At 73.6% G+C, this 23304-nt stretch carries 15 protein-coding genes; 12 read left to right on the top strand and 3 right to left on the bottom strand.

The annotated features are described in order from the left end of the window. The first annotated feature begins 3 nt into the window (after nt 1-3). Genes ACFY1P_RS18235 through ccrA form a run of 4 tightly spaced genes read left to right on the top strand, consistent with a single transcriptional unit; the run spans nt 4 to nt 14067 of the window. Nucleotides 4-8760 (top strand): amino acid adenylation domain-containing protein, encoded by an 8757-nt coding sequence (locus ACFY1P_RS18235; RefSeq protein WP_390751114.1) that lies wholly within the window; start codon nt 4-6, stop codon nt 8758-8760. Further along, on the top strand, nt 8753-12541 hold the full coding sequence (locus tag ACFY1P_RS18230; RefSeq protein WP_390751113.1) for a type I polyketide synthase: 3789 nt from the start codon (nt 8753-8755) through the stop codon (nt 12539-12541). The genes ACFY1P_RS18235 and ACFY1P_RS18230 overlap by 8 nt, the downstream gene beginning before the upstream one ends. A 57-nt stretch (nt 12542-12598) precedes the next feature. Continuing rightward, nucleotides 12599-12847 (top strand): MbtH family protein, encoded by a 249-nt coding sequence (locus tag ACFY1P_RS18225; RefSeq protein ID WP_390751112.1) that lies wholly within the window; start codon nt 12599-12601, stop codon nt 12845-12847. Between the two features lie 56 nt (nt 12848-12903). Next, nucleotides 12904-14067: a crotonyl-CoA carboxylase/reductase gene (ccrA, locus tag ACFY1P_RS18220; protein WP_361526505.1), complete on the top strand. Its 1164-nt coding sequence runs from the start codon at nt 12904-12906 to the stop codon at nt 14065-14067. Nucleotides 14068-14313: 246 nt separating this feature from the next. Here ccrA and ACFY1P_RS18215 read toward each other — a convergent pair whose 3' ends face one another. Genes ACFY1P_RS18215 through ACFY1P_RS18205 form a run of 3 tightly spaced genes read right to left on the bottom strand, consistent with a single transcriptional unit; the run spans nt 14314 to nt 16675 of the window. Then, nucleotides 14314-14952 (bottom strand): 4'-phosphopantetheinyl transferase superfamily protein, encoded by a 639-nt coding sequence (locus ACFY1P_RS18215; protein WP_361523469.1) that lies wholly within the window; start codon nt 14950-14952, stop codon nt 14314-14316. Nucleotides 14953-14954: 2 nt separating this feature from the next. Beyond that, nucleotides 14955-16424 carry a class I adenylate-forming enzyme family protein gene (locus tag ACFY1P_RS18210; protein ID WP_390751171.1) on the bottom strand — a complete coding sequence of 490 codons (1470 nt, stop codon included), beginning with the start codon at nt 16422-16424 and terminating at the stop codon, nt 14955-14957. After that, complete coding sequence (locus ACFY1P_RS18205; RefSeq protein ID WP_361523474.1) at nt 16424-16675, bottom strand: acyl carrier protein; 252 nt, start codon at nt 16673-16675, stop codon at nt 16424-16426. Before ACFY1P_RS18205 ends, ACFY1P_RS18210 begins: the two co-directional genes overlap by 1 nt. A 160-nt stretch (nt 16676-16835) precedes the next feature. Between ACFY1P_RS18205 and paaA the strand changes: the two genes are divergently transcribed. The 8 genes from paaA (at nt 16836) to ACFY1P_RS18165 (ending at nt 23254) form a co-directional block, all read left to right on the top strand. Further along, nucleotides 16836-17897, top strand: coding sequence for a 1,2-phenylacetyl-CoA epoxidase subunit PaaA (gene paaA / locus ACFY1P_RS18200; RefSeq protein ID WP_390751111.1), 1062 nt, complete (start codon nt 16836-16838; stop codon nt 17895-17897). After that, complete coding sequence (gene paaB, locus ACFY1P_RS18195; protein ID WP_116214376.1) at nt 17894-18196, top strand: 1,2-phenylacetyl-CoA epoxidase subunit PaaB; 303 nt, start codon at nt 17894-17896, stop codon at nt 18194-18196. The genes paaA and paaB overlap by 4 nt, the downstream gene beginning before the upstream one ends. Continuing rightward, nucleotides 18186-18962, top strand: a complete 777-nt coding sequence (gene paaC, locus ACFY1P_RS18190; protein ID WP_390751110.1) for a 1,2-phenylacetyl-CoA epoxidase subunit PaaC — start codon at nt 18186-18188, stop codon at nt 18960-18962. The genes paaB and paaC overlap by 11 nt, the downstream gene beginning before the upstream one ends. After that, nucleotides 18956-19456: a 1,2-phenylacetyl-CoA epoxidase subunit PaaD gene (gene paaD, locus ACFY1P_RS18185; protein WP_390751170.1), complete on the top strand. Its 501-nt coding sequence runs from the start codon at nt 18956-18958 to the stop codon at nt 19454-19456. Before paaC ends, paaD begins: the two co-directional genes overlap by 7 nt. Before the next feature lie 8 nt (nt 19457-19464). After that, nucleotides 19465-20580 carry a 2Fe-2S iron-sulfur cluster-binding protein gene (locus ACFY1P_RS18180; protein ID WP_390751109.1) on the top strand — a complete coding sequence of 372 codons (1116 nt, stop codon included), beginning with the start codon at nt 19465-19467 and terminating at the stop codon, nt 20578-20580. A gap of 81 nt (nt 20581-20661) precedes the next feature. Continuing rightward, nucleotides 20662-21429 carry an SDR family oxidoreductase gene (locus ACFY1P_RS18175; protein WP_361523488.1) on the top strand — a complete coding sequence of 256 codons (768 nt, stop codon included), beginning with the start codon at nt 20662-20664 and terminating at the stop codon, nt 21427-21429. A gap of 174 nt (nt 21430-21603) precedes the next feature. Further along, complete coding sequence (locus ACFY1P_RS18170; protein WP_390751108.1) at nt 21604-22455, top strand: tryptophan 2,3-dioxygenase; 852 nt, start codon at nt 21604-21606, stop codon at nt 22453-22455. Beyond that, nucleotides 22448-23254 (top strand): alpha/beta hydrolase family protein, encoded by an 807-nt coding sequence (locus ACFY1P_RS18165; RefSeq protein ID WP_390751107.1) that lies wholly within the window; start codon nt 22448-22450, stop codon nt 23252-23254. The genes ACFY1P_RS18170 and ACFY1P_RS18165 overlap by 8 nt, the downstream gene beginning before the upstream one ends. Nucleotides 23255-23304 lie beyond the last annotated feature (50 nt).

The following is a 23304-nucleotide window of genomic DNA, read 5'->3' as shown; positions in this document are numbered from 1 at the left end:
GCCATGTCTGTTCACGAGGACGCCGGTCGCCCGCTGTCGGGCGCCCAAGAGGGCATCTGGTTCGCCCAGCGACTCGACCCCGCGAACGCGGCCTACAACACCGGTGAGTACGTGGAGATCCACGGACCGGTCGACACGGAGCTCTTCGAGGCCGCGCTGCGCCGCACAGTCGCCGAGGCGGAGGTCTTCGGCCTGCGGATCGCCGAGTCCCCCGACGGCCCCCGTGGCACCCTGGCACCCGCCGCCGACTGGCCCCTGCGTCTGATGGACGTCAGCACCGAGCCCGACCCGCGCGCCGCGGCCGAGGCCTGGATAGCCTCCGACCTCGCGACGGCCGTCGAGCTGACCGAGGGACCGCTGTTCACCCAGGCCCTCTTCAAGGCGGCGCCCGACCGCTGGTTGTGGTATCTGCGGGCGCACCACGTCCTCCTGGACGGCTACGGCTTCAAGCTCGTCGCCCGCCGGCTGGCCGAAACGTACACCGCTCTGGTGGCCGGTGACGAGCCCTCCGGCACCCCGTTCGCGCCCGCCGGGGCGCTCCTGGACGACGACGTCGCGTACCGCGCCTCGGAGCGCTTCGCACGCGACCGCGCCCACTGGACCGGGCGCTTCGCCGACGCCCCGGTTGCCGTCGGTCTCACCGAGGGCACCGCGGCCCCTTCCGCGCCCTTCCTGCGCCGCACCACCCTCCTGTCCGCCGCCGACGCCGACCGGCTCTCCCGGGCCGCGGCGCGGCTCGGCGGTGCGCGCGGCGACCTGCTCCTCGCGGCCACCGCGGCCTACCTCCACCGGGTCACCGGCAGCCACGACGTGATCCTCGGGCTCACCACCTGGAGCCGGCTCGGCTCCACCGCCATGCGGACGGCCGGGACGGTCTCCAACATCCTGCCGCTGCGGGTGGCCGTGCGGCCCGGCACCACCGTCTCCGAGCTCGTCCGCGCGGTGGCCGACGAGCAGCGCGCCGTACGCAAGCACCAGCAGTACCGCGGCGAGGACCTGCGCCGCGACCTGAAGCTGCTGGGCGGCGGGCGACGGCTGTACGGGCCGGTCGTCAACCTCATCCCGTTCACCAACGAGCTCACGTTCGCCGGTCACCCGACGACCTCGCACCACCTGACGGGCGGCCCGGTCGAGGACCTCCAGATCAATGTGCGGCCGGGTGCCGACGACACCGGTCTGTGGCTCTCCTTCGACGCCAACCCCGCGCTCTACACCGAGGCCGAACTGGCCGACCACCAGGAGCGGTTCCTGCTGCTGCTCGACCGGCTCGCCGACGCGGACGCCGATCTGCCGCTCGCGCGCACGACGCTGCTGCGCGACGGTGAGCACCCGGCGTACGTCTCCGCCGGTGACGCGCAGGCCCCCGCCGATGCGACGCTCCCGGCGCGCTTCGAGGCCCAGGCCGCGCGTACGCCCGAGGCGACGGCCGTCACGTACGAGGGATCCGCGCTGAGCTACGCGGAGCTGAACGCGCGCGCCAACCGGCTGGCCCGTTTCCTCGTCGAGCGGGGTGCCGGGCCGGGCCGGATCGTGGCACTGGCGCTGCCCCGTTCCCTGGAGCTGGCCGTCGGCCTGCTGGCCGTGCTGAAGTCCGGTGCCGCGTATCTGCCGCTGGACCCCGGCTATCCCGCCGAGCGCATCCGTGCCGTGGCCGAGGACGCCTCGCCGGCCCTGCTGGTGACGGACGCCCAGGTGGCGGCGGGGCTGCCGGAGACCGGCGCCGGCGCCGTGGTCCTCGGTGACGAGGCCACCGACCGTGAGCTGGCCGCGCTCGCGTCCACGGACCTCACGGACGCCGACCGGACCGCTCCGCTCACCCCGGCGGACACCGCGTACATCATCCACACCTCCGGCTCGACCGGCCGCCCCAAGGGTGTGGTGATCCCGCACTCCAACGTCATCCGGCTGTTCGAGACCTCCGCGGCGCACTTCGCCTTCGGCCCGGACGACGTGTGGACGCTGTTCCACTCCTACGCCTTCGACTTCTCCGTCTGGGAGTTCTGGGGCCCGCTGCTGCACGGCGGCCGGCTCGTCGTCGTGCCGCACACGACGACCCGTTCGCCCGGGGAGTTCCTCGAACTGCTGCGCAGCGAGGGCGTCACCGTCCTCAACCAGACGCCGTCGGCGTTCCAGCAGCTGATCCAGGCGGACCTGGCGGCGGGCGACGGCGGCGGCCCGCTCGCGCTGCGCTACGTGGTCTTCGGCGGCGAGGCCCTGGAGCCCGCGCACCTGCGCCCGTGGCTGGAGCGGCACGGCGACGAGGCGCCCGAGCTGATCAACATGTACGGCATCACCGAGACGACCGTGCACGTGACGTACCAGCGGATCACGCGCCGGATCATCGAGGACGGCCGGGCGCGGAGCGTCATCGGCACCGCGCTGCCGGACCTCCGGGTGTACGTCCTCGACCACTGCCTCCAGCCGGTGCCGCCGGGCTGGGTGGGCGAGATGTACGTCGCCGGCCCGGGTCTGGCGCGCGGCTACCTCGGCCGTCCGGCGCTGACCGCGGAGCGGTTCGTCGCCGACCCCTTCGGGCGGGCGGGCGAGCGGATGTACCGCACCGGCGACCTGGCCCGCCGGTCGGCGGACGGCACCCTGGAATACGCCGGGCGCTCCGATCAGCAGGTGAAGATCCGCGGCTTCCGCATCGAGCCCGGCGAGATCGAGGCGGCGCTCGCCGCGCACCCCTCGGTCGCGCAGGCCGCCGTCGTCGCCCGGCAGACGGACGGCGCCGCCGACCGGATGCTCGTGGGCTACGCCGTGCCCGCCCCGGGGCACACCCCGGACCCGGCGCGGCTGCGCGCCCACCTGGCGGAGCTGCTGCCCGAGCACATGGTGCCCAGCGCGTGCGTCGTCCTGGACGAGCTGCCGCTGACCGCCAACGGCAAGCTGGACGCGAAGGCCCTGCCCGCGCCGGACTTCGCGGCGGCGGCCGGCGGCCGTGCCCCCGTGAGCGCGGCGCAGGCGCTGGTGTGCCAGCTGTACGAGGAGCTGCTGCGCCTGCCGGAGGGCACCGTCGGGGCGGACGACAACTTCTTCGACCTGGGCGGCCAGTCGCTGCTGGCGACCCGGCTGCTGACGCGGCTGCGTGCCGCGACGGGTGCCGAGGTGCCGATGGCCGCGGTGTTCACCACGCCCACCCCGGCGGGCATCGCCGCGTACCTCCCCGAGGACGCGGCGGCGGCACCGGCCCGGCCGGGCCTGGTGCCCGCCGAGCGGCCCGCGGTGATCCCGCTGTCCTCGGCGCAGCAGAGCATGTGGTTCCTGAACCAGCTGGACACCTCCGCCGCGACGTACAACATCCCGCTGGTCGTACGGCTGGACCGGGAGGTCGACGCCGAGGCGCTGCGGGCGGCGCTGGCGGACGTCACCGACCGGCACGAGAGCCTGCGCACGCTGCTGCCGCAGACCGACGGCGCGCCGCGTCAGGAGGTGTGCGCGCCCGGCAGTGTGCGTCCGGTGCTCCAGGTCGTCGACTGCCCCGAGGAGGAGGTCGAGGCCCATGTGGCGGGCGCGCTGCGGCATTCGTTCGACCTGACGCGGGACACCCCGCTGTGGGCGGGCCTGTACGGCACGGGTGCGTCCCGGACGCTGGTGCTCGTGCTGCACCACAGTGCGGCGGACGGCTGGTCGCTGCGTCCGCTGGCGGAGGATCTGTCGGCCGCGTACGCGGCCCGTGCCGCGGGCGCGGCGCCGAAGTGGGAGGCGCTGCCGGTCCAGTACGTCGACTACGCGCTGTGGCAGCGGGATCTGCTCGCCGCGGCCACGGATCCGGCGAGTGCGCTGGGGCGTCAGGCGGCGTTCTGGAAGGAGGCTCTGGCGGGGCTGCCGGAGGAGCTGGAGCTGCCGGCCGACCGGGAGCGCCCGCAGGTGCCCAGCCGGCGTGGTGGCGGTCTGGCCGTCGAGGTGGACGCCGCTGTGCACCGGGATCTGCTGCGGCTCGCCGACGACAGCGGCGCGAGCCTGTTCATGGTGCTCCAGAGCGCCCTGGCGGCGCTGCTGACGCGCTGCGGTGCCGGGACGGACATTCCCGTCGGCACGCCGGTGGCCGGGCGCGTGGACGAGGCTCTCAACGACGTGGTGGGGCTGCTCGCCAACACGCTGGTGCTGCGCGCGGACACCTCCGGTGATCCGGAGTTCCGTGAGCTGCTGGCCCGGGTGCGGAAGTTCGACCTGGCCGCGTACGACCACCAGGACCTGCCGTTCGACCGGCTGGTCGACGAGCTGAACCCGGCCCGTACGCCGGCCCGGCACCCGCTGTTCCAGGTGATGCTGGCGCTGCAGAACAACACCGAGGCCGTGCTGGTGCTGGGTGACAACCGGGCGCCGCTGGAGCCCCGTTCGACGGGTACGGCCAAGTTCGACCTGTTCGTCGACGTGCTGGAGCGGCGTGGGGCCGACGGTGCGCCGGAGGGTCTGGCGTGCCATGTCGAGTACAGCGAGGACCTGTTCGACCGGGAGACGGCCCAGCGGCTGGGCGGTGCGCTGCGCGCGCTGCTGGCGGCCGTGGCCGCGGACCCGGGGCTGCGGATCGGTGCGCTGCCGTCCGTCGAGGCCCGTGGCGCGCGCGGCGCGGCGGTGGCGGATGAGCCGTTCGACGCGGCGTCGCTGCCGGCGGGCGGCGGGATCCGGGAGGCGGTGACGCTGCCGTCGGGCGGTGACCGTCCGGTGGTGCTGGCCGTGCCCACCCGGGCCGGTGCGGTCGAGCAGGCGGCGAAGGAGCTGCTGCGTACGGCCGGGGACCCGGCGCGGGCGCCGCGGGTGGCCGCGGTGTCGGACCTGCCCCGGAACGCGGACGGCACGCTGGACATCGCCGCTCTGAGCGGGCTGCCGGTGATCGACGCGGAGGCGGCCGGCACGTGGGAGGGCGCGCTGGCCGCGCTGCCCGGTGTCCGTTCGGCGACGGTCGGGCTGGAGGACGTGCCGGAGGAGATCGGCCGGCTGTACGTCGGTACGGGTGCCGCGCGGCAGGCCGCCGCGTCGGGTGCCCCGGCGGCGGGCGGGGCCGTGGGTGCCGTGCCCGCGCTCAGCGAGGGTCCGCCGCTGCCGGAACTGAGCGCGCAGACCTGGGCGGAGGCGCTGCGGCGGGCCGCCGGGGGCGGGGAGCACGCGGAGGTCGTCCATGTGCGCGCCGACGGCAGCGAGACGCGGCGCAGTTACGCCTCGCTGATCGAGGAGGCGTCCCGGGTGCTCGGCGGCCTGCGTGCGCTGGGGCTGCGCCCGGGCGACCAGGTGATCCTCCAGTGCGAGGACACTGAGGACTTCCTGGCGGCCCTGTGGGGCTGCATCCTCGGTGGTTTCGTGACGGTCCCGCTGACGGTGCCGTCCTCGTATGCGGCGGAGTCCGCGCCGCTGGCGAAGCTGGAGGGCGTGTGGCAGATGCTGCACCGCCCGTGGATCGTCACGACCGCGTCCGGTGAGGCGGGGCTGCGCGATCTGGCGGAGCGACGGGACTGGCCGGGGCTGCGGCTGACGACGGTGGACGCGCTGCGCGAGGGCCCCTCGGACGCCGACTGGCATCCGGCCCGCCCGGAGGACGTGATCCTCATGCTGCTGACGTCCGGCAGCACGGGTCTGCCGAAGGCGGTGCGGCTCACCCACCGCAACGTGCTGACGCGGGCGGCGGCCACGGCCGCGATGAACTCGCTGTCGGAGCACGACGTCTCCTTCAACTGGATCCCGCTGGACCATGTCACCGGTGTGGTGATGTTCCACCTGCGGGACGTCTATCTCGGCTGCCGTCAGGTCCACGCGCTCACCTCCTGGGTCCTGGAGGACCCGCTGCGCTGGATGGACGTCGCCGACCGGCACCGTGCCAGCATCATCTGGGCGCCCAACTTCGCGTTCGGTCTCGTGACGGAGCAGGCGCACCGGATGGGTGACCGCCGGTGGGACCTGTCGCCGGTGCGGCTGGTGATGAACGCGGGCGAGGTGGTCGTCGCGGCGACGGCGCGCGGGTTCCTGAAGACCCTCAAGCCGTTCGGGATGCCGCAGGACGTCATGCACCCCTGCTGGGGCATGTCGGAGACCTCGTCGGTGGTGACGGACACCGTGCTGCCCGCCGAGGCGCCGGACGGGGAGGAGCTGTTCGTCAGCTGCGGACTGCCCTACCCGGGCTTCGCGATGCGGGTCGTCGACGACCAGGACCAGGTCGTGGCGGAGGGCACCGTGGGCCGGCTCCAGGTGCGCGGCACGACGGTGACCGGCGGCTACCACGACAACGACAAGGCGAACGCGGAGTCCTTCACCCCGGACGGCTGGTTCGAGACCGGGGACCTGGCGTTCCTGCGCGCCGGGGAGATGTACATCACCGGCCGCGCCAAGGACGTCATCATCGTCAACGGCGTCAACCACTACAGCCACGAGATAGAGACCTGCGTCGAGGAACTGCCCTCCGTGGTGCGCAGCTTCACCGCCGCCGTCGCGGTGCGCGGTGACGCGTCGGCGAGCACGGACGAGCTCGCGCTGTTCTTCCACCTGGAGCCCGGTCAGGACGTGGCGCGGGCGCTGCGGGCGATCCGCGGCAAGGTGACCCGGGAGATCGGGGTCAGCCCCGCCTATCTGGTGCCGGTCGAGGCCGCGACGATCCCCAAGACGGAGATCGGCAAGATCCAGCGGACGCAGCTGCGGAAGCGTTTCGAGGCGGGCGAGTTCGACGAGACGGTGCAGGCGTCGGAGATCCTGCTGGCCACTTCCGCGACCGTGCCGGACTGGTTCCTGCGGCCGGTGTGGCAGCGGGCCGCGCACCAGCACCGTCCGTCCGGTGTGCCGGGTCACACCTTGGTGCTCGCCGGGCGGCACTCCGCGGCCGCGGAGTTCGCGCGGGCGGTGGCCGGTCGGCTGCGCGCGGCGGGTTCCCTGTGCACGGTGGTCACCGCGGGCGAGGAGTTCGCCCGGGTGGACGCCGCGCGGTACGAGGTCCGGATCGACGCCGTCGAGGACCACGGGCTCCTGCTCGACGCCCTGGAGGCCGACGGGCGGCCGGTGGACACGGTCGTGCACCTGGGTGCCTTCGGTGCGCCCGAGGGCGAGCCCGGCAGTGTCGAGGAGCTCCTGGACGCGCAGCGGGACAGCGCCGACAGCCTGCTGTGCCTGGCACAGGCGCTGACGGCACGGCACACCGAGGGCCGGCAGGTCGCGCTGTACCTCGTCGGCAGGGGCGGTCAGGCGGTCGTGGAGGGCGAGGACGCCTCATACGCGCACGCCGCGGCCGGTGGTCTGCTCAAGAGCCTGCGGGAGGAGCTGCCGTGGCTGCGGACGGCCCACCTGGACCTGCCCGCCGGTGACGTGCCGGCGACGGCCGGGCTGCTGCTCGACGAGATCGCGGTGCCGTCGGCCGACGCCGAGGTGGCCTACCGTGACGGTGCCCGCTGGGTGCGCCGTCTGGCTCCGCTGCCCACCCCGCTGCCGCGTGCCACACCGGCCGCGGCCGAGGGCTTCCAGCTGATCAGCGGCGGCCTCGGCGGAGTGGCGGTGCGTCTCGCGGAGCACCTGCTGAGGACGCCGGGCACACGGCTGCTGCTCGTCGGGCGCACCGAGCTGCCGGACGAGCACACCTGGGACGCGCATGTCGCCGAGGGCGGCGCTCTGGGCCGCCGTCTCGCGGCGTTCCGGAGCCTGCGGGAGCTGGGTGACGTCCGGTACGAGGCGGCCGACATCACCGACCCGGGCCAGGTGCGCGCGGCGGTGGACAAGGCGGCCGCTGAGTGGTCGGTGCCGCTGGCCGGGGTGCTGCACCTCGCGGGCGACTTCGACCAGCGGGCGGTGACCGACTACGGCACCGGGCAGTGGCGTGCGGCGCTGGCGGCGAAGGTCACCGGTGGCTGGGTGCTGCACCGGCTGGCGCTGGAGCTGGGGGTGACGTCGTTCGCGTCGTTCTCCTCGGTCAACGGTTTCTTCGGCGGGGCCATGAGCGGTGCCTACTCGGCTGCGAACGCCTTCCTCGACGCGCTGGCGGTGCACCAGCGGCGTGCCGGGCTCGACGCGCACAGCCTGGCGTGGAGCATGTGGGACGAGCTCGGCATGAGCGAGGGCTACGGCCTCAAGGCCCTGACACAGGCGCGTGGTTACCGCGTCCTGGACCCGGCCGCGGGGCTGCGCTCCTTCGATCTGGTGCGCAGGCTCGACGAGCCGCACGTGCTGATCGGTGCCGACCGGAGCGCGCCGTGGGTGCGCTCCCATGTGGTGGCGACGGCGCGTCCGGTGCACCGGCTCGCGGGCCGGGTGGCGCTGGAGGACGGTGCCGATCTGGGTGCGCTGTACGAGGCGGCCGGGGCCGCGGCCCGTGCCTGTGGTGCGGACGGCGCGTGGGTGCTGCGGGCGGCCGGTACGTCGGCGGACTCCGCCGGGGGTCCGGCGGACGGTGGCTTCGACGGGGTGCGCCGTCTGGAGGAGTCGCTGACGGCGATCTGGTGCCGGGTCCTGGGCCGCGACCACGTGGGGGCGGAGGAGAACTTCTTCGACCTCGGCGGCCATTCGCTGCTGCTGGTGCGCGCCCAGACGACGGTCAACCAGGAACTGGGCTGCGACCTGACGGTCGTGGACCTCTTCAGCCACCCCACCGTCAGGGCGCTGGCGAAGCACCTGGCCCGCACGGGCGTCGGTGCCGCGGAAGGGGCCGGCGCTCCCCAGGCGCCGGCCGAGGCCGCGCCCGCGTCCGGTCTGGACCGGGCCCGGCAGCAGGCGGAGCGCCAGCGGGCCGCGCGCGCCCGCCGTACCACCAAGAACACCAAGAACAAGGGGCCCCGCAACGATGGATGAGACAGCAGAGACCGGCTACGAGGCCGATCCGGCCATCGCGGTCATCGGCATGGCGGGGCGCTTCCCCGGCGCGGACACGGTCGAGGAGTTCTGGGAGAACCTGGCCGCCGGGCGGGAGTCGATCCGGCCCGTCACCGACGAGGAGTTCCTGGCGGCGGGCGGCGACCCGGCGCACCTGGACGACCCCGACCTCGTGCGGATGGCGTCCGTCATCGAGGGCATCGACCGCTTCGACTCGGCGTTCTTCGGCTACAGCCCCGCCGAGGCCGAACTCGTCGACCCGCAGCAGCGGCTGCTGCTGGAGAGCGCCTACCACGCGATGGAGGACGCCGGTTACGCGAACGGCCACGGCGAGCAGCAGGTCGGGGTGTACGCAGGCGCAGGGGACAGCCGTTACTACCCGGCGAACATCCACCCGCGGTTCGCGGGGCAGAGCGCGTCGGTGGCCCTGGTGCACGCGGCGACGAGCAACTCGCTGGGCGCGCTGGCCACCCGGATCTCCTACGAGCTGGGTCTGACGGGGCCGAGCCTGTCCCTTCAGACGGCGTGTTCCACGGCCCTGGTCGCCATCCACACGGCCTGCCAGGACCTCATCGACTACAAGTGCGACGTGGCGCTGGCGGGGGCCGTGTCGCTCAATCCGTCGGCGATGCTCGGCTACCGGCACGTGCCGGACGGGCCGTTCTCGCCGGACGGCCGCTGCCGGGCCTTCGCGGCGGACGCCGCGGGCACGTCGTCGGGTGACGGCGTGGGCGCGGTCGTGCTCAAGCGGCTGGAGGACGCGCTGGCCGACGGCGACCGGATCCGGGCCGTCATCAAGGGCTCGGCGATCAACAACGACGGCCGCCGCAAGGTGGGTTTCACCGCGCCGAGCCCGGAGGGCCAGTCCGAGGCGATCCTCGCGGCGCAGGCGGCCGCGGGGATCGGTGCCGAGACGATCGGCCTCGTGGAGGCGCACGGCACAGCCACCAAGATCGGTGACCCGATCGAGGTGACCGCCCTGACCCAGGCGTTCCGGGAGAGCACGGACGAGCGGCAGTTCTGCGCCCTGGGATCGGTGAAGACGAACATCGGCCACCTCGGCGCGGCCGCCGGGATCGCCGGGTTCATCAAGTCCGTACTGGCCCTGGAGCACCGGCAGATCCCGCCGAGCCTGCACTTCGACGCGCCCAACCCGCTGATCGACTTCGCGGCGGGCCCCTTCCGGGTGCCCACGGCGCTGGAGGACTGGGAGGCCGGCGCGGAGCCGCGCCGGGCCGCCGTCAGCGCCTTCGGCGTCGGCGGCACCAACGCCCACGTCATCCTGGAGGAGGCCCCGCCGGCCGCCCAGGAGGCGCCCCGGAAGGCGAGCCAACCGCGGTGGCGGGTGCTGCCGTTGTCGGCCCGTACACCGGCCGCCCTGCGCGGCCAGGCCGACAACCTCGGGCGGCACCTGGCGGACCACCCGGACCTGGATCTCGCCGACGTCGCCCACTCGCTGGCCACCTTCCTGCCCGCCATGCCGCATCGGGCCGCCGTCGTCGCGCGGACCACGGCGGACGCGGTACGGGCCCTGGGCCACCCGCTGCCCGCGTACCCGGAGGTGCGGGACGGCGGCGCGCCGCCGGTCGCGTTCCTGCTGCCGGGCGGCGGCACGCAGTACGTGGGGATGGGCGCGGAGCTCTACCGCGACCACCCCGTCTACCGGGACACGGTCGACCGCTGCGCCGCGATCCTCCGGCCCGTCCTGGGCCGTGATCTGCGGACGGCCCTGTTCGAGCACGCGGATCCCGGCAGTGTGGACGCTTTCCTGGCGCTGGTCGTCACCGAGTACGCCCTCGCCGTGACGCTCATGGAGCAGGGGGTGCGCCCGGACGCGCTGATCGGGCACTCGCTGGGCGAGTACACCGCGGCCACCCTGGCGGGCGTGATGACCCTGGAGGAGATGCTGCCGCTGGTCGCCGAGCGGATCCGGCTGATCGCCTCCGCGGGCGGCGCCACCGTAGGGGTGGCACTGGGCGAGGAGGAACTGCGGCCCTATCTCACCGACGACCTGTCGCTGGCCGCCGTGAACGGCCCGGCGGCGTGCACGGTCGCCGGGCGCCAGGAGGCGGTGGACGCGCTCGAACAGCGGCTGCTGGCCGACGAGGTGACCTTCCGCCGGCTGCGGATGCCGGCCGCCGCGCACTCCCATGTGCTCGACCCCGTGCTGGGCGCGTTCGAGGACGCGCTGGGCACGGTCACGCTCCGGCCGCCGCGGATCCCGTTCGTCACCAATGTGACGGGCACATGGATCACCGACGAGCAGGCGACCAGCCGCAAGCACTGGATCGACCACACCCGGCGGACCGTGCGGTTCGCCGACGGCATCGCCTCCGTGTGGGAGCGCGGCAACCCGCTGCTCGTGGAGATCGGGCCGGGCGACGTGCTGGCCAAGCTGGCCACGGCCCGGCTCGGGGACGAGCCGCTGGTGACGGTGGCGACGATGCGGCACGCCAAGGCGGAGCGCCCGGACGGCCAGGTGCTGGCCGAGGCGATCGGCCGGCTGTGGGCGGCCGGCGCCGAAGCCGGCCTGGCCGCGCCGGGCGACCCGGAGGAGCCGCGGCGGGTGCCGCTGCCGGGTTACGCCTTCGACCGGCGGCGCCACTGGATCGACGCGCCCACCGCCCGGCCCCGTACGGGTGCGGACGACGAGGCGGCACCGGCCCAGGAGCAGGCTTCCGGGCGCGCGCCGCGGCCGCCGCACCTCGCGACCGAGTACGTCGCCCCCCGCACCCCCATGGAGCAGGTCGTGGCCGGGCACTGGGAGGAGGCGCTGGGCATCGAGGGCATCGGGGTCCACGACAACTTCTTCGACCTGGGCGGCGATTCCATGCGGGCCGTCATGCTGGCCGGCCGCATGCGCAGCGCCTCGCGACTGGACATCCCGGCCGCCGCGCTGCTGTCGTCCCCCACGATCGCCGGGGTCCTCGACGGGATGGGCCGCACGGGGGCGGGCAACGACGCGTTCGCGCCGGTGCTGCCGCTGCGCGCCGACGGCGACCAGCGCCCGCTGTTCTGCGTGCACCCCGGCGGTGGCATCGGCTGGCGCTACTCCGGCCTGCTGACGCACCTCGGCGGACGGCAGCCGGTGTACGGCATCCAGGCGCACGGTCTGGACGGCGTCAGCGCCCCCGCCGCCGACGCCAAGGAGATGGTCGAGTCCTATCTCGGGCATCTGCGCGAGGTGCAGCCCGAGGGTCCGTACCGGCTGCTGGGCTGGTCCTACGGCGGCACCGTGGCGCATGTGATGGCCACCGCGCTCCAGCGCGCGGGTGAACAGGTCGAGCTGCTGGCCATGATGGACGCCCCGCTGACCCACGGCCGGCCGCTCACCGAGGAGGAGACGGAGCGCCAGGTGGCGTCCCTGCTGCTCCGGGTCGCCGGTCTGGAACTGCCGGAGGACGGGACCCTGGACGTCTCCCGGGCGCTCGCCCTCCTCGGTGACGCCGGGACGGCCGCCGTCTCGCTGGAGGAGGCGACGGCGCTCGCGCGGGTCATGCGGAACAACCTGCGTATCGCGCCCGGCTTCGAGCCGGAGGTGTTCACCGGCGACGTGCTGTTCTTCAGCGCCGCGGGCGACCCGGCGGCCCCGGCCGGGTCGTCGGACGCCATGGCCAAGGTCGAGGAGTGGCGGGCGTACGTCGACGGCACCGTCGAGGACCACCCCGTCCCGTGCGGCCACTACGAGATGACCGAGCCGGAGCCGCTCGCCGGGATCGGCGCGGTCCTCGCGGAGGCGCTCCGGCCCGCCGCGGACTGACCCCCCGCACGCACCACCGCACCACAGCACCGACGTACAGCAAGGAAAGGTAGAACCGTGCGCAGTCCGTTCGAGGACCCCGGCCAGGGTGAGGAGTCGCATCTGGTGCTCACGAACGCGGCCGGGGAGCTCTCCCTGTGGCCCGCTTTCGCCGACGTACCGGAAGGCTGGACGGTCACCTTGCCGGCGACCGGTCACCGTGCCTGTCTCGACCACCTGGAGCGGGCCGCCGCCCGCTCCGCTTCCACCAGCACGACCGAGCACACCGCCGGTCTCCGTCCCGAACCGTCAGGAGCCACCCAGTGACCCAGGACCTCTACGAGCTCGGCGACGCGCCCCCGTTGGGGCAGGCGCCCAAGCGCATGTACGCGTCCCTCATCCGCCCCGAGCGCTACGGCATGCCCATCGACGCCTTCCGCACGGAGGTCGTGGACGTGCCGGAGGTCGGGCGCGGCCAGGTGCTCATCAAGGTGATGGCCGCCGGGGTGAACTACAACAACGTCTGGGCCGCGCTCGGCGACCCGGTCGACGTCGTCGCCACCCGGCAGCGGCGCGGTGCGACGGAGGACTTCCACATCGGCGGCTCCGACGCGTCGGGCATCGTGTGGGCCGTCGGCGAGGACGTGCGCCACGTGGCCCTCGGCGACGAGGTGGTCATCCTGGCCAACCAGTGGGACGAGACCGCCGAGGACATCCGGCTGGGCGCCGACCCCTCCACGTCCTCGACGCAGAGCGTGTACGGCTACGAGGAGAACTACGGTTCCTTCGCGCAGTTCACGGTCGTGGACGAGTACATGTGCCACCCGAAGCCGAAGCGGCTGTCCTGGGCGGAGGCGGCCTGCTACATGGCGACCGCCGCGACCGCGTACCGCCAGCTGTTCGGCTGGGACCCGCACACCGTGCGGCCCGGCGACCCGGTGCTGATCTGGGGCGGTGCGGGCGGGCTCGGCTGCATGGCCATCCAGCTGGTCCGGCGGGCGGGCGGCATACCCATCGCGGTCGTCTCCAGCGACGAACGCGGCGAGTACTGCGTCGAACTGGGCGCCAAGGGCTACATCAACCGGCGGGACTTCGACCACTGGGGCCGGCTGCCGGACACGTCCGACGAGGCCGCCATGGCGGAGTGGCTCAAGGGGGCGCGCGCGTTCGGCCGCCGCTTCTGGGAGGTGCTCGGCGAGCGCCGGGCGCCCCGGATCGTCCTGGAGCACTCCGGTGCGGACACGATCCCCACGTCCATGTACCTGTGCGACAACGCGGGCATGGTCGTCATCTGCGGCGGCACGACCGGCTACAACGGCGATGTGGACCTGCGGTTCCTGTGGATGCGGCAGAAGCGGCTCCAGGGGTCGCACGTCTCCAACGCGCGTGAGGCACGGGAGGTCACCGAGCTGATCGGGCAGGGGCTCGTCGACCCCTGCCTGTCGCTGACGCTCGGCTTCGACGAGATCGGCAAGGCGCATCAGCTGATCCACGACAACGAGCACCCTGCGGGCAACATGGCGGTCCTGGTGAACGCGACGGCGTGATCCTCGGGGCGGGCCCGCCGCGCGCGCCTCGGCGCCTGCGGCGGGCTTTTCCCCTACCCGCCCCTTCCCGAAACTGGGGGCAAGCCCCCAGACCCCCGAAGCACGCTTCGCGCGCTGTCCTCAAACGCCGGACGGGCTGAAATGCGCACCCGGCCGCAGAATCAAGGCCACGGTCCGCACAATCAGCCCGTCCGGCGTTTGAGGACGCGCCCGCAGGGCGCCCCCGCCGCAGGCGGCACCAGGGGCCTAGCGCGCAGTCCAAGTGAACGCACTGCCGGCCACATCATGAGCCCGTACATCCAGCCCCCGCTCCGGCACCCCACCCCGCCAAGCCCGGAAGCCGCCGCCCCGCCCCGCCCGCAGCCCGACGTCGAGCAACCGCGACGGCGTGGGGTCCGAGAGCGCCTTGAACGCCGTCTCCTTCGCGGAGAACGCGAACAGCAGCCGTCGCTCCGAGTCGGCCACCCAGGCCCGTTCGTCCTCGGAGAGCACCAAGTGGGCCGCTTCCAGCGGCAGTCCGCGGGTCTCCAGATCGCATCCCAGTGCACGGAAGCGGGAGGCCGGGGCGGCCAGGGCGACGGCGAGGCCACCGGAGTGGCTGATCGTGCCGACGCAGCCGTCCGGGAAGACGGGACGGCGGCCGTCGGCGAGGATCTCCGCCACCGGCAGGCCGGCCAGGGCGAGCGCCCGGCGGGCGGCACGGCGTCCGGCGAGGAAGTCCCGCCGCCGGAGCCCCGGCATGGCGGACGCCAGCTCCGCCTCTCCCGGCCCGAAAGGCTCCCCGCCGTCGGTGGCGACGCCCAGTGCGATGCCGGAGGCGGCGAGGACCGGGCGGAGGGCGAGCAGCGCGTGCTCGGCCCCGGCCCGGTCCGTCAGGGTCGCCATGGTCAGGTGTGCAGCAGCTTCTTGAGGATCTTCCCGGCCGGGTTCCTGGGCACCTGGTCGATGAATTCGATGCGCCGGGGCCGCTTGTACGGCGCGAGCTGTCCGGCGACGTGGCGCAGCAGTTCGGCGGTGCCGGTGCCCTCGTCGGCGACGACGTAGGCGAGGGGGACCTCGCCGTAGTCGGGGTCCGGTGTGCCGACGACGGCGGCGTCCTGGACGGCCGGGTGGGTGCGCAGGGCCCGTTCGATCTCGGTCGGGTAGACGTTCTGCCCGGCGCGGATGATGAGGTCCTTGCTGCGGTCGACGAGGTGGATCAGTCCGGTGCGGTCGATGTAGCCGAGGTCGCCGGTGCGGATCCAGCCGTCGACGGTGATCTCGGCGGTGGCCGCGTCGTTGCCCCAGTAGCCGCGCATGACGCCGGGGCCGCGGACGACGATCTCGCCGATGGTGCCGGGCGCCGCTTCCTCGCCCCGGTCGTCGAGGGCGCGCGCGGACATGCCGGGGACGACCCGTCCGGCGGGGATCAGGTCGGGCACGGCGTCCGGCGCGGGGTGCTCGTCGGGGCCGAGGGTGACGAACGGGCCGCCGACCTCGGTCATGCCGTAGACCTGGCGGAAGCCGCAGCCGAGGCGGGCGGCGGCTTCGGCGTAGATGTCGACGGGCATGGGCGAGGCGCCGTAGAGGATCTCGCGCAGGGTCGACAGGTCGGTGCTCTCCACGGCCTTCGCCTGGAGGAGGAAGCGGAGCATCTGCGGGACGAGCCAGATGTGGGTGGCGCGGTGGTTCTCGACGGCGGCGAGCGCGGTCTGGGGCTTGAAGCCCGGCATGAGGACGACGGTGGCGCCCGCGGCCATGTAGGTCAGGGAGACGACCATGCTGCCGTGGTAGAGCGGGCAGCAGTTGACGAGGACCATGTCGTCGGCGGGCCGGGCGACGGCGAGCCAGCCGAGCGCGATGGCCCGGAAGGAGGCGTGGTCGACGGTGACGCCCTTGGCCTGTCCGGTGGTGGCCGAGGTGTGCAGGATCGCGGCCGGGGTGTCGTCGGGCAGGTCGGGCAGGTCCGGTCCGCCGGCTGTGCCCAGGGCGGCGAACTCCTCGCTCTCCATGGCGATCCGCAGCCGGACGGGCAGGTCGGGGTGGCGGTCGAGGAGCGCGGCCTCGCCGATGACGGCGACGGCCCCGGTGCGCTCGGCGATGCCGGTCACCTCGGCGGGGGTCAGGCTGTGGTTGAGGGGGACGAAGAGCGCGCCGAGGCGGCCGAGCGCGAAGTACGTCTCCATGACCTCGATGCGGTCCAGGGAGAGCACCGCGACGCGGTCACCCCGCTGGATGCCGAGGCCGGCCAGCCCGCGGGCGAGCCGGCCGGTCCGGTCGTCGAACTCGGCCCAGGTGACGGAGCGGTGCTCGTCCACCAGGGCCGTCCGGTCGGGGAAGCACTGGCGGTTGCGCTCCGCCAGCTGGGTCAGCCACATCACGAGCCGTTCGGCTGCGCGGCGGCCCCGCCGCGGGTGGCGACGAAGCGCTCGTAGTCCGCGATGGTGGTGAGCTGGTCCATGTCCTCGGCGGTGACCTCGGCGCCGGTGCGCTGCTCGATGAGGAGGACCAGGCGCACCAGGTCACCGGAGTCGATGCCGCTGGCGCTGAGGTCGGCGTCGTCGCTGATGCTGTCGGCGAACTCCGGCGTGCCGGTCAGCTCGACGAGCATCTCCCGTACGGTGCTCATGCTTGTTCCTTTCGTCGCGGTGCCGCCGCTGCTTCGCGAGCGGTCTGCCCGATGATGAAGAGTTGCCCGCGCGGCCTCACACTCCATGCACCTTTCGTGATCTTCGTCACGGGTCCGGAACGGATGCGCAGGGATGGAACTCCCCCGCTCCGTACTCCTTATGTCTGGAGGCACTGTCGCCTCCGGCAGTCGAGGACGAAGGAGTGAGCGAGGTGCTCTCAGGGTGACGACCACCGACGCGAGCGGCGAAGAGGGCTTCACCGAGCACTTCGAGGCGCTGCTGGCCGCCGACGAGCGGATCGAGCCTCGGGACTGGATGCCGGACGGTTACCGGCGGATGGTGCTCCGGCAGCTCGCCCAGCACGCGCACTCCGAGATCATCGGCATGCAGCCGGAGGGTGCCTGGCTGACGCGGGCGCCGTCGCTGCACCGCAAGGCGAGCCTGCTGGCCAAGGTGCAGGACGAGGCGGGGCACGGGCTCTATCTGTACTCGGCGGCGGAGACCCTGGGGGTGTCGCGTGCCGAGCTGCTGGACGCCCTGCACAGCGGGACCCAGCGCTACGCGGCCACCTTCAACCACCCGGCGCTGACGTGGGCGGACACCGGGGCGATCGCCTGGCTGACGGACGGTGCGGCCGTGGTCAACCAGGTGCCGCTGTGCCACACCTCGTACGGGCCGTACGCGCGGGCCATGCGGCGGGTGTGCCAGGAGGAGGCGTTCCACGTCCGGCAGGGCTACGACGTGCTGTGGTCGCTGTGCCGGGGGACGGCGGAGCAGAAGGAGATGGCGCAGGACGCGGTGAACCGCTGGTGGCTGCCCGCGGTGGCGCTGATGTTCGGCCCTCCGGACACGACGGCGGGCGGCGCGGACGACCGTACGGCGGCGATGGGCGCTGCGGTCAGCCGGCGTTCCATGGCGTGGGGCATCAAGCGGCACACCAACGACGAGCTGCGGCAGCGGTTCGTCGACAACGTGGTGCCGCAGGCCGAGCGGCTGGGCGTGACGCTGCCGGACCCGGCGATCCGGTGGAACGAGGAACGCGGTCACTACGACTTCAGCCCGATCGACTGGCGGCTGTTCCGGGAGTCACTGGCGGACAACTCGCAGTGCGCCCGGCAGCGGCTGGCGCACCGGGTCGCGGCTCACGAGGACGGTGCCTGGGTGCGGGAGGCCGTCGACGCCTACGCGGCGGGCGGGTACGAGGAAGGGCAGAGCGCATGAGCGAGCGGACCGCACGGGTGCAGACTCCGTGGGAGGTGTTCATCCGGCCGCGCCGCGGCCTGTCCCACCAGCATGTGGGGTCGGTGCACGGTGCCGACGCGGACATGGCGCTGGCCAACGCCCGGGATCTGTACACCCGCAGGGGCGAGTCGGTGTCCATCTGGGTGGTGCGCTCCGACGCGGTGCGCGCGTCCTCGCCGAGCGAGAAGGACCCGCTGTTCAGCAACGCCGCCGACAAGCCGTACCGGTATCCGGAGCACTATGTGGCGCTGAACGAGGGTGGCAGCCATGACGGTTAGCCCCACAGAGGCCCGCACCCGGGACGTCGCCGCGTACGCCCTGCGGCTCGGTGACGACGCGCTGATCCTCAGCCAGCGGCTGTGCGCGTGGGTGACGAAGGCGCCCACCATCGAGGAGGACCTGGCGCTGTCGAACATCGCGCTGGACCTGCTCGGGCACGCCCGGACGCTGCTCGCGTGCAGCGGTGAGCGGGACGGCACCGGCCGCAGTGACGACGACCTGGCCTACGGCAGGACCGAGCGCCACTTCCGCAACGCCCTGCTGGTGGAGCTGGACAACGGCGACTTCGCGGTGACCATCGCCCGGCAGCTGGTCTACGCGCGGTACAGCATGCTGCTGTGCACGGCGCTGGCGGAGGCCGGTGACGCGACGCTGGCGGGTTTCGGCGCGCGGGCGGCCAAGGAGGTCGAGTACCACTGGATGCACGCTTCCCAGTGGACCGTACGGCTGGGCCGGGGCACGGCCGAGAGTCACCGCCGGATGCAGGCGGGGCTGGACCGCGTCTGGCCTTACGCCGGCGAGCTGTTCGAGACGGACGAGCTGGTGGAGCGGCTCGACGCGGACGGCACGGCGGTGGCTCCCGCGCGGCTGCGGGCCGACTGGGAGCATGCGGTGGCCGGTGTCCTGGCGGAGGCCGGGCTGACCGTGCCCAAGCCGTCCTGGCAGGCGAGCGGCGGCCGGTCCGGGCTGCACACGGAGGCGTTCGGCCCGCTGCTCGCCGAGCTGCAGTCGGTGCGCCGGCAGTATCCGGGGGGCACCTGGTGAGCGCCGTGACCCGGCTGTCCGCCGAGGAGGTCCGGGCGCGGGTGAACACCGTGCCGGACCCGGAGCTCCCCATGGTCACCCTGGACGACCTCGGGGTGATCCGTGCGGTGGAGGTGGCGGCGGACGGCACGCTGGAGGTCTCCATCACGCCGACGTACATGGGCTGTCCGGCGATGCCCGCGATCGAGGCGGGGATCGGGGAGGCACTGGCGGAGTGCGGGCATCCGGACGGGCGCGTACGGCAGTTGCTCTCGCCCGCGTGGACGACCGACTGGATCAGCGCCGAGGGCCGCCGCAAGCTCTCCGAGAACGGCATCGCCCCGCCGGGCGCCGCCGGGGCGCCGCTGCCGGTCCGGCTCGGGCTGGGTCTGCCCTGCCCCAACTGCGGCTCCGTGGCGACGCGTCCGCAGAGCGCGTTCGGGGCGACCCGCTGCCAAGCCGTCCTGGTGTGCACCGCGTGCCAGGAGACCTTCGCTCATCTGAAGGCGATGTGACGACCGCCATGACGACGACATCGGTGACGACCGGCCCTGCGGCCGCGCCGCACGCGGGAGTGTGGCACCGGCTGCGGGTGACGGAGGTGGAGCGGGCGTCCGACGAGGCGGTCGCGATCCGCCTGGCCGTACCGGACCACCTGACGGGGGCCTTCGCCCACCGCGCCGGGCAGCACGTGGCCGTCCGGCACCTCCCGGACGGCGACGGCGGGCCGGAGCTGCGCCGCAGCTATTCCGTCTGCCTGCCGCCCGGGGAGCGCTCCGGGCTGCGCCTGGTGGTCAAGCGCCTGGGGCCCGGTGGCTTCGCGGAGTACGCCACGGAGCGGCTGGCCGTGGGCGACGCGCTCGAACTCTCCCCGCCGACGGGGGGTTTCGGGCTGGTGGACCGTCCGGGCGCGCACCATGTGCTGGTCGCGGGCGGCAGTGGCATCACGCCGCTGCTGAGCATGGCGGCGGCCGCGCTGCGGGACGACCCCACGTGCCGGGTCTCGCTGGTCTACGCGAACCGGACGGCGGCGTCGGTGCTGCTGGCGGACGAGCTCGCCGACCTCAAGGACGCTTATGTCGACCGGTTCTTCGTGCTCCATGTGCTCTCCCAGGAGACGCGCGAGGCGGAGCTGCTCTCCGGGCGGGTCGACAGCGGGCGGCTGACGAAGCTGCTGGCCCTGCTGGGCGCCGAGCCCGACGACCGCGGGTTCTTCTACCTGTGCGGCCCCTGGGGGCTGGTGGAGTCGGTGCGTGAGGCGCTCGCCTGCTGGGGGGCCGACCCGGCCCGGGTGCGCTTCGAGCTCTTCTCGACCGCCGACGGGCCGCGGGAGGCCGACGCCGGTGACGTACCGGGGCGGCAGGGGCGGATCACCGCGCGGCTCGCGGGGCGGACGACCGTGGCCACCATGGGGCCCGCGGACCGGGTGGTGCTGGACGCCGTGCTCCGGGCCCGGCCCGAGACCCCGTACTCCTGCCGCGACGGCCTGTGCGGGACCTGCCGGGCCAAGGTGGTCTCCGGTTCGGTGCGCATGGACCGGCAGTACGCCCTCGGCGAGGCCGAGTTGGCGGGCGGCTACACCCTCGCCTGCCGGGCGCGGCCGGACTCGGACGAGGTCGGGCTCGACTTCGACGCCTGAGCGGCCCCGCGCGGGCCCTCCTGGCGCCACCGCGCACCGTACGACGACATCGACGCACAGCGACACGTAAGGACAGCAACCATGGGCAGTCTTGCCGACAGGACCGCGCTGGTGACCGGTGGCAGCCGGGGCATCGGCAGGAGCATCTCGCTGCGGCTGGCCCGGGACGGCGCGCTGGTGGCCGTCCACTACGGGCACGACGCCACGGCCGCGAAGGAGACCGTCGGCCTGATCGAGGCGGCCGGCGGCAAGGCGTTCGCCTTCCAGGCCGAACTGGGCGTGAGCGGCGACGCCGTCGCGCTGTGGGAGGCGTTCGACGAGGGCCTCGCGCGGTACGGTGCGGAGCCCGGCCTGGACATCCTGGTCAACAACGCGGGCGTCACACTCCCCAAGCCGATCGCCGCCGTGACGGAGGAGGACTACGACCAGGTCTTCGCCGTCAACGTCAAGGCGCCGTTCTTCGTGATCCAGCAGGGTCTCGGCAGGCTGCGCGACGGCGGCCGGATCATCAACATCTCCTCCGCCGTCACCCGGATCGCCATCCCGCACATCTCCGCCTACGCGATGACCAAGGGCGCGATCGACACGCTCACCCTCGCCCTCGCCAAGGAGCTCGGCCCGCGCGGGATCACCGTGAACTCGGTGGCGCCCGGCTTCGTCGACACCGAGATCAACCCCACCCTGAAGAACCCCGAGGTGCGGGCGGTGTACGCGGCCGTCTCCACCTTCAACCGGGTCGGCGAGCCCTCCGACATCGCCGACGTGGTGGCCTTCGTCGCGAGCGACGACGCCCGCTGGGTCACCGGTCAGTATCTGGACGCCACCGGAGGCGCCCACCTGGGCCTGTGACCCACCGGTCGCCCGAAAGCACGGGCCGGGGCGCGGCGCCGGGACGCGACCGCCGCCGCCTGCCCGGGACACCGCGCGGCGAGCGGACCGCACCGCTCGCCGCGGCCCGAGCACCTTCCCTCAGCCCTCCGCCCTGCGCCTGACGGCCGGCGGGGCCCTTGTCCGAGGAGACCCATGACTGACAGCACACGCACACCCGCCCCCGCGGCGGCCGAAGAGGACGACTCCCTGCTGGAGTTCGAGGGGACGACCCCGTACGAGGACTACGTCCACGCCTCGGTGCTCACCAACCTCCAGCAGCCGCTCTCCAACGACCCCGGTGAGATGGCCTTCCTGGTCACGACCCAGGTGATGGAGCTGTGGTTCACGCTGATAGTGCACGAGTGGCGCACCGCGCGTGACTCCCTGATGAAGGACGACCCCGAGCGGGCCATGGAGGCCCTGCGCCGGAGCCTCGGCTCGCTCCAGGCGCTCAACGACTCGTGGCGGCCGATCGCTTCGCTGACCCCGGCGCAGTTCAACGGCTTCCGCTCGGCGTTCGGCGAGGCGTCCGGCTTCCAGTCGGCGATGTACCGGCACATGGAGTTCCTGCTGGGCGACAAGTCCCGCTCGATGGTCCAGCCGCACCGCGGTCATCCCCGGGTGCACGCGGAGCTGGAGGACGCCCTCACCCAGCCGTCGCTGTACGACGAGGTGCTGGCGTATCTGCACCGGCGCGGACTGCCCGTCCCGGAGCGGGTGCTGGAGCGGGACCGGACGGTGGCGTACCAGGCGGACGTCGGCGTCGAGGAGGTCTGGCGGCAGATCTACGCGGGCCCGCAGAGCGACCCGCTGGTGGCGCTGGGCGAGGCGCTCACCGACATCGCCGAGCTGGTGCTGCGCTGGCGCAGCGACCATCTGCTGGCCACCCGGCGGGCGATGGGCGCCAAGACCGGCAGTGGCGGCTCCCCGGGCGTGGCCTTCCTGGAGAAGCGCGCCGCCCGTTCCGTGTTCCCCGAGGTATGGACGGCCCGCAGCTATGTCTAGGACGATCTCCGATTTCGCGGCCGAGGAGGAGCGCCGGGTGCTGAGCCTCCGGCCGGTCCTCGCGCCCTCCCATCACAAGTACGGCGAGCATCCGCACCAGGCGTACGACCTGTGGCCCGCGGAGGACCCGGACGCGCCGCTGGTGATCCTGCTGCACGGTGGTTACTGGCGGTACGACCGGATGCACCTGACGCCGTTCGCCGCGCATCTGGCGAAGAACGGCTTCACCACGGTGCTGCCCGGCTTCCGCCGGGCCGGTGGTGCGGGCGGGTACCCCGCCACCTTCGACGACATCGCGCTGCTGCTGGACACGATCCCGGCGGGGCGGCCGTACGTGCTGGCCGGTCACTGCTCGGGCGGCCACCTCGCGCTGTGGGCGGGTGCGCGCGGGCTGCTGCCCGAGGACTCGCCGTGGCACACCACCGAGCTGCCGACGGCGGTGCTGGCGCTGGCCCCGATCACCGACCTGGCCGCGACGATCCGTGAGGACCTCAGCAACGGCGCCGGGCTCGAACTGCTCGGCCCCGCCGACCGGGTGGAGTCGCTGCTGCCGTCCGTGGACCCGCTGACGATGCTCCGCGGGCCGGGTACGACCGGTGTGCCGACGGTCGTGCTGCACGGCGAGGTGGACGAGGAGCTGCCGCACGAGCAGTTCACCGGCTACATGTCCGTGCACACGGACGCGGAACTCGTGATGCTGCCGGGGACCGGGCACTACACGCTCATCGAGCCGGGGTCGCCGGCGAGCCGGTCGGTGATCGAGACGCTGGCCCGGCTGGCCCGCACGCACTGTTCGTAGGCCGCCCCTCCCCCTCCGGCCGCCGCTTTCGACCCGGACCCGCGGCGGCC

Source organism: Streptomyces sp. NPDC001407 (assembly GCF_042895325.1).
Classification (GTDB): Bacteria; Actinomycetota; Actinomycetes; order Streptomycetales; family Streptomycetaceae; genus Streptomyces.
The sequence above is the reverse complement of the archived record's forward strand: the minus strand, read 5'-3'. Positions and strand labels throughout refer to the sequence as shown.

Bases quoted from the DNA above. Each gene is read 5' to 3' on its own strand.
- ccrA (WP_361526505.1), top strand. From the start codon at position 12,904: ATGTACGCGTCCCTCATCCGCCCCGAGCGCTACGGCATGCCCATCGAC.
- ACFY1P_RS18175 (WP_361523488.1), top strand. From the start codon at position 20,662: ATGGGCAGTCTTGCCGACAGGACCGCGCTGGTGACCGGTGGCAGCCGG.
- ACFY1P_RS18230 (WP_390751113.1), top strand. From the start codon at position 8,753: ATGGATGAGACAGCAGAGACCGGCTACGAGGCCGATCCGGCCATCGCG.
- ACFY1P_RS18215 (WP_361523469.1), bottom strand. From the start codon at position 14,952: ATGGCGACCCTGACGGACCGGGCCGGGGCCGAGCACGCGCTGCTCGCC.
- ACFY1P_RS18170 (WP_390751108.1), top strand. From the start codon at position 21,604: ATGACTGACAGCACACGCACACCCGCCCCCGCGGCGGCCGAAGAGGAC.
- ACFY1P_RS18180 (WP_390751109.1), top strand. From the start codon at position 19,465: ATGACGACGACATCGGTGACGACCGGCCCTGCGGCCGCGCCGCACGCG.
- ACFY1P_RS18235 (WP_390751114.1), top strand. From the start codon at position 4: ATGTCTGTTCACGAGGACGCCGGTCGCCCGCTGTCGGGCGCCCAAGAG.
- ACFY1P_RS18165 (WP_390751107.1), top strand. From the start codon at position 22,448: ATGTCTAGGACGATCTCCGATTTCGCGGCCGAGGAGGAGCGCCGGGTG.
- paaA (WP_390751111.1), top strand. From the start codon at position 16,836: ATGTCTGGAGGCACTGTCGCCTCCGGCAGTCGAGGACGAAGGAGTGAG.
- ACFY1P_RS18210 (WP_390751171.1), bottom strand. From the start codon at position 16,424: ATGTGGCTGACCCAGCTGGCGGAGCGCAACCGCCAGTGCTTCCCCGAC.
- paaB (WP_116214376.1), top strand. From the start codon at position 17,894: ATGAGCGAGCGGACCGCACGGGTGCAGACTCCGTGGGAGGTGTTCATC.
- ACFY1P_RS18205 (WP_361523474.1), bottom strand. From the start codon at position 16,675: ATGAGCACCGTACGGGAGATGCTCGTCGAGCTGACCGGCACGCCGGAG.
- paaC (WP_390751110.1), top strand. From the start codon at position 18,186: ATGACGGTTAGCCCCACAGAGGCCCGCACCCGGGACGTCGCCGCGTAC.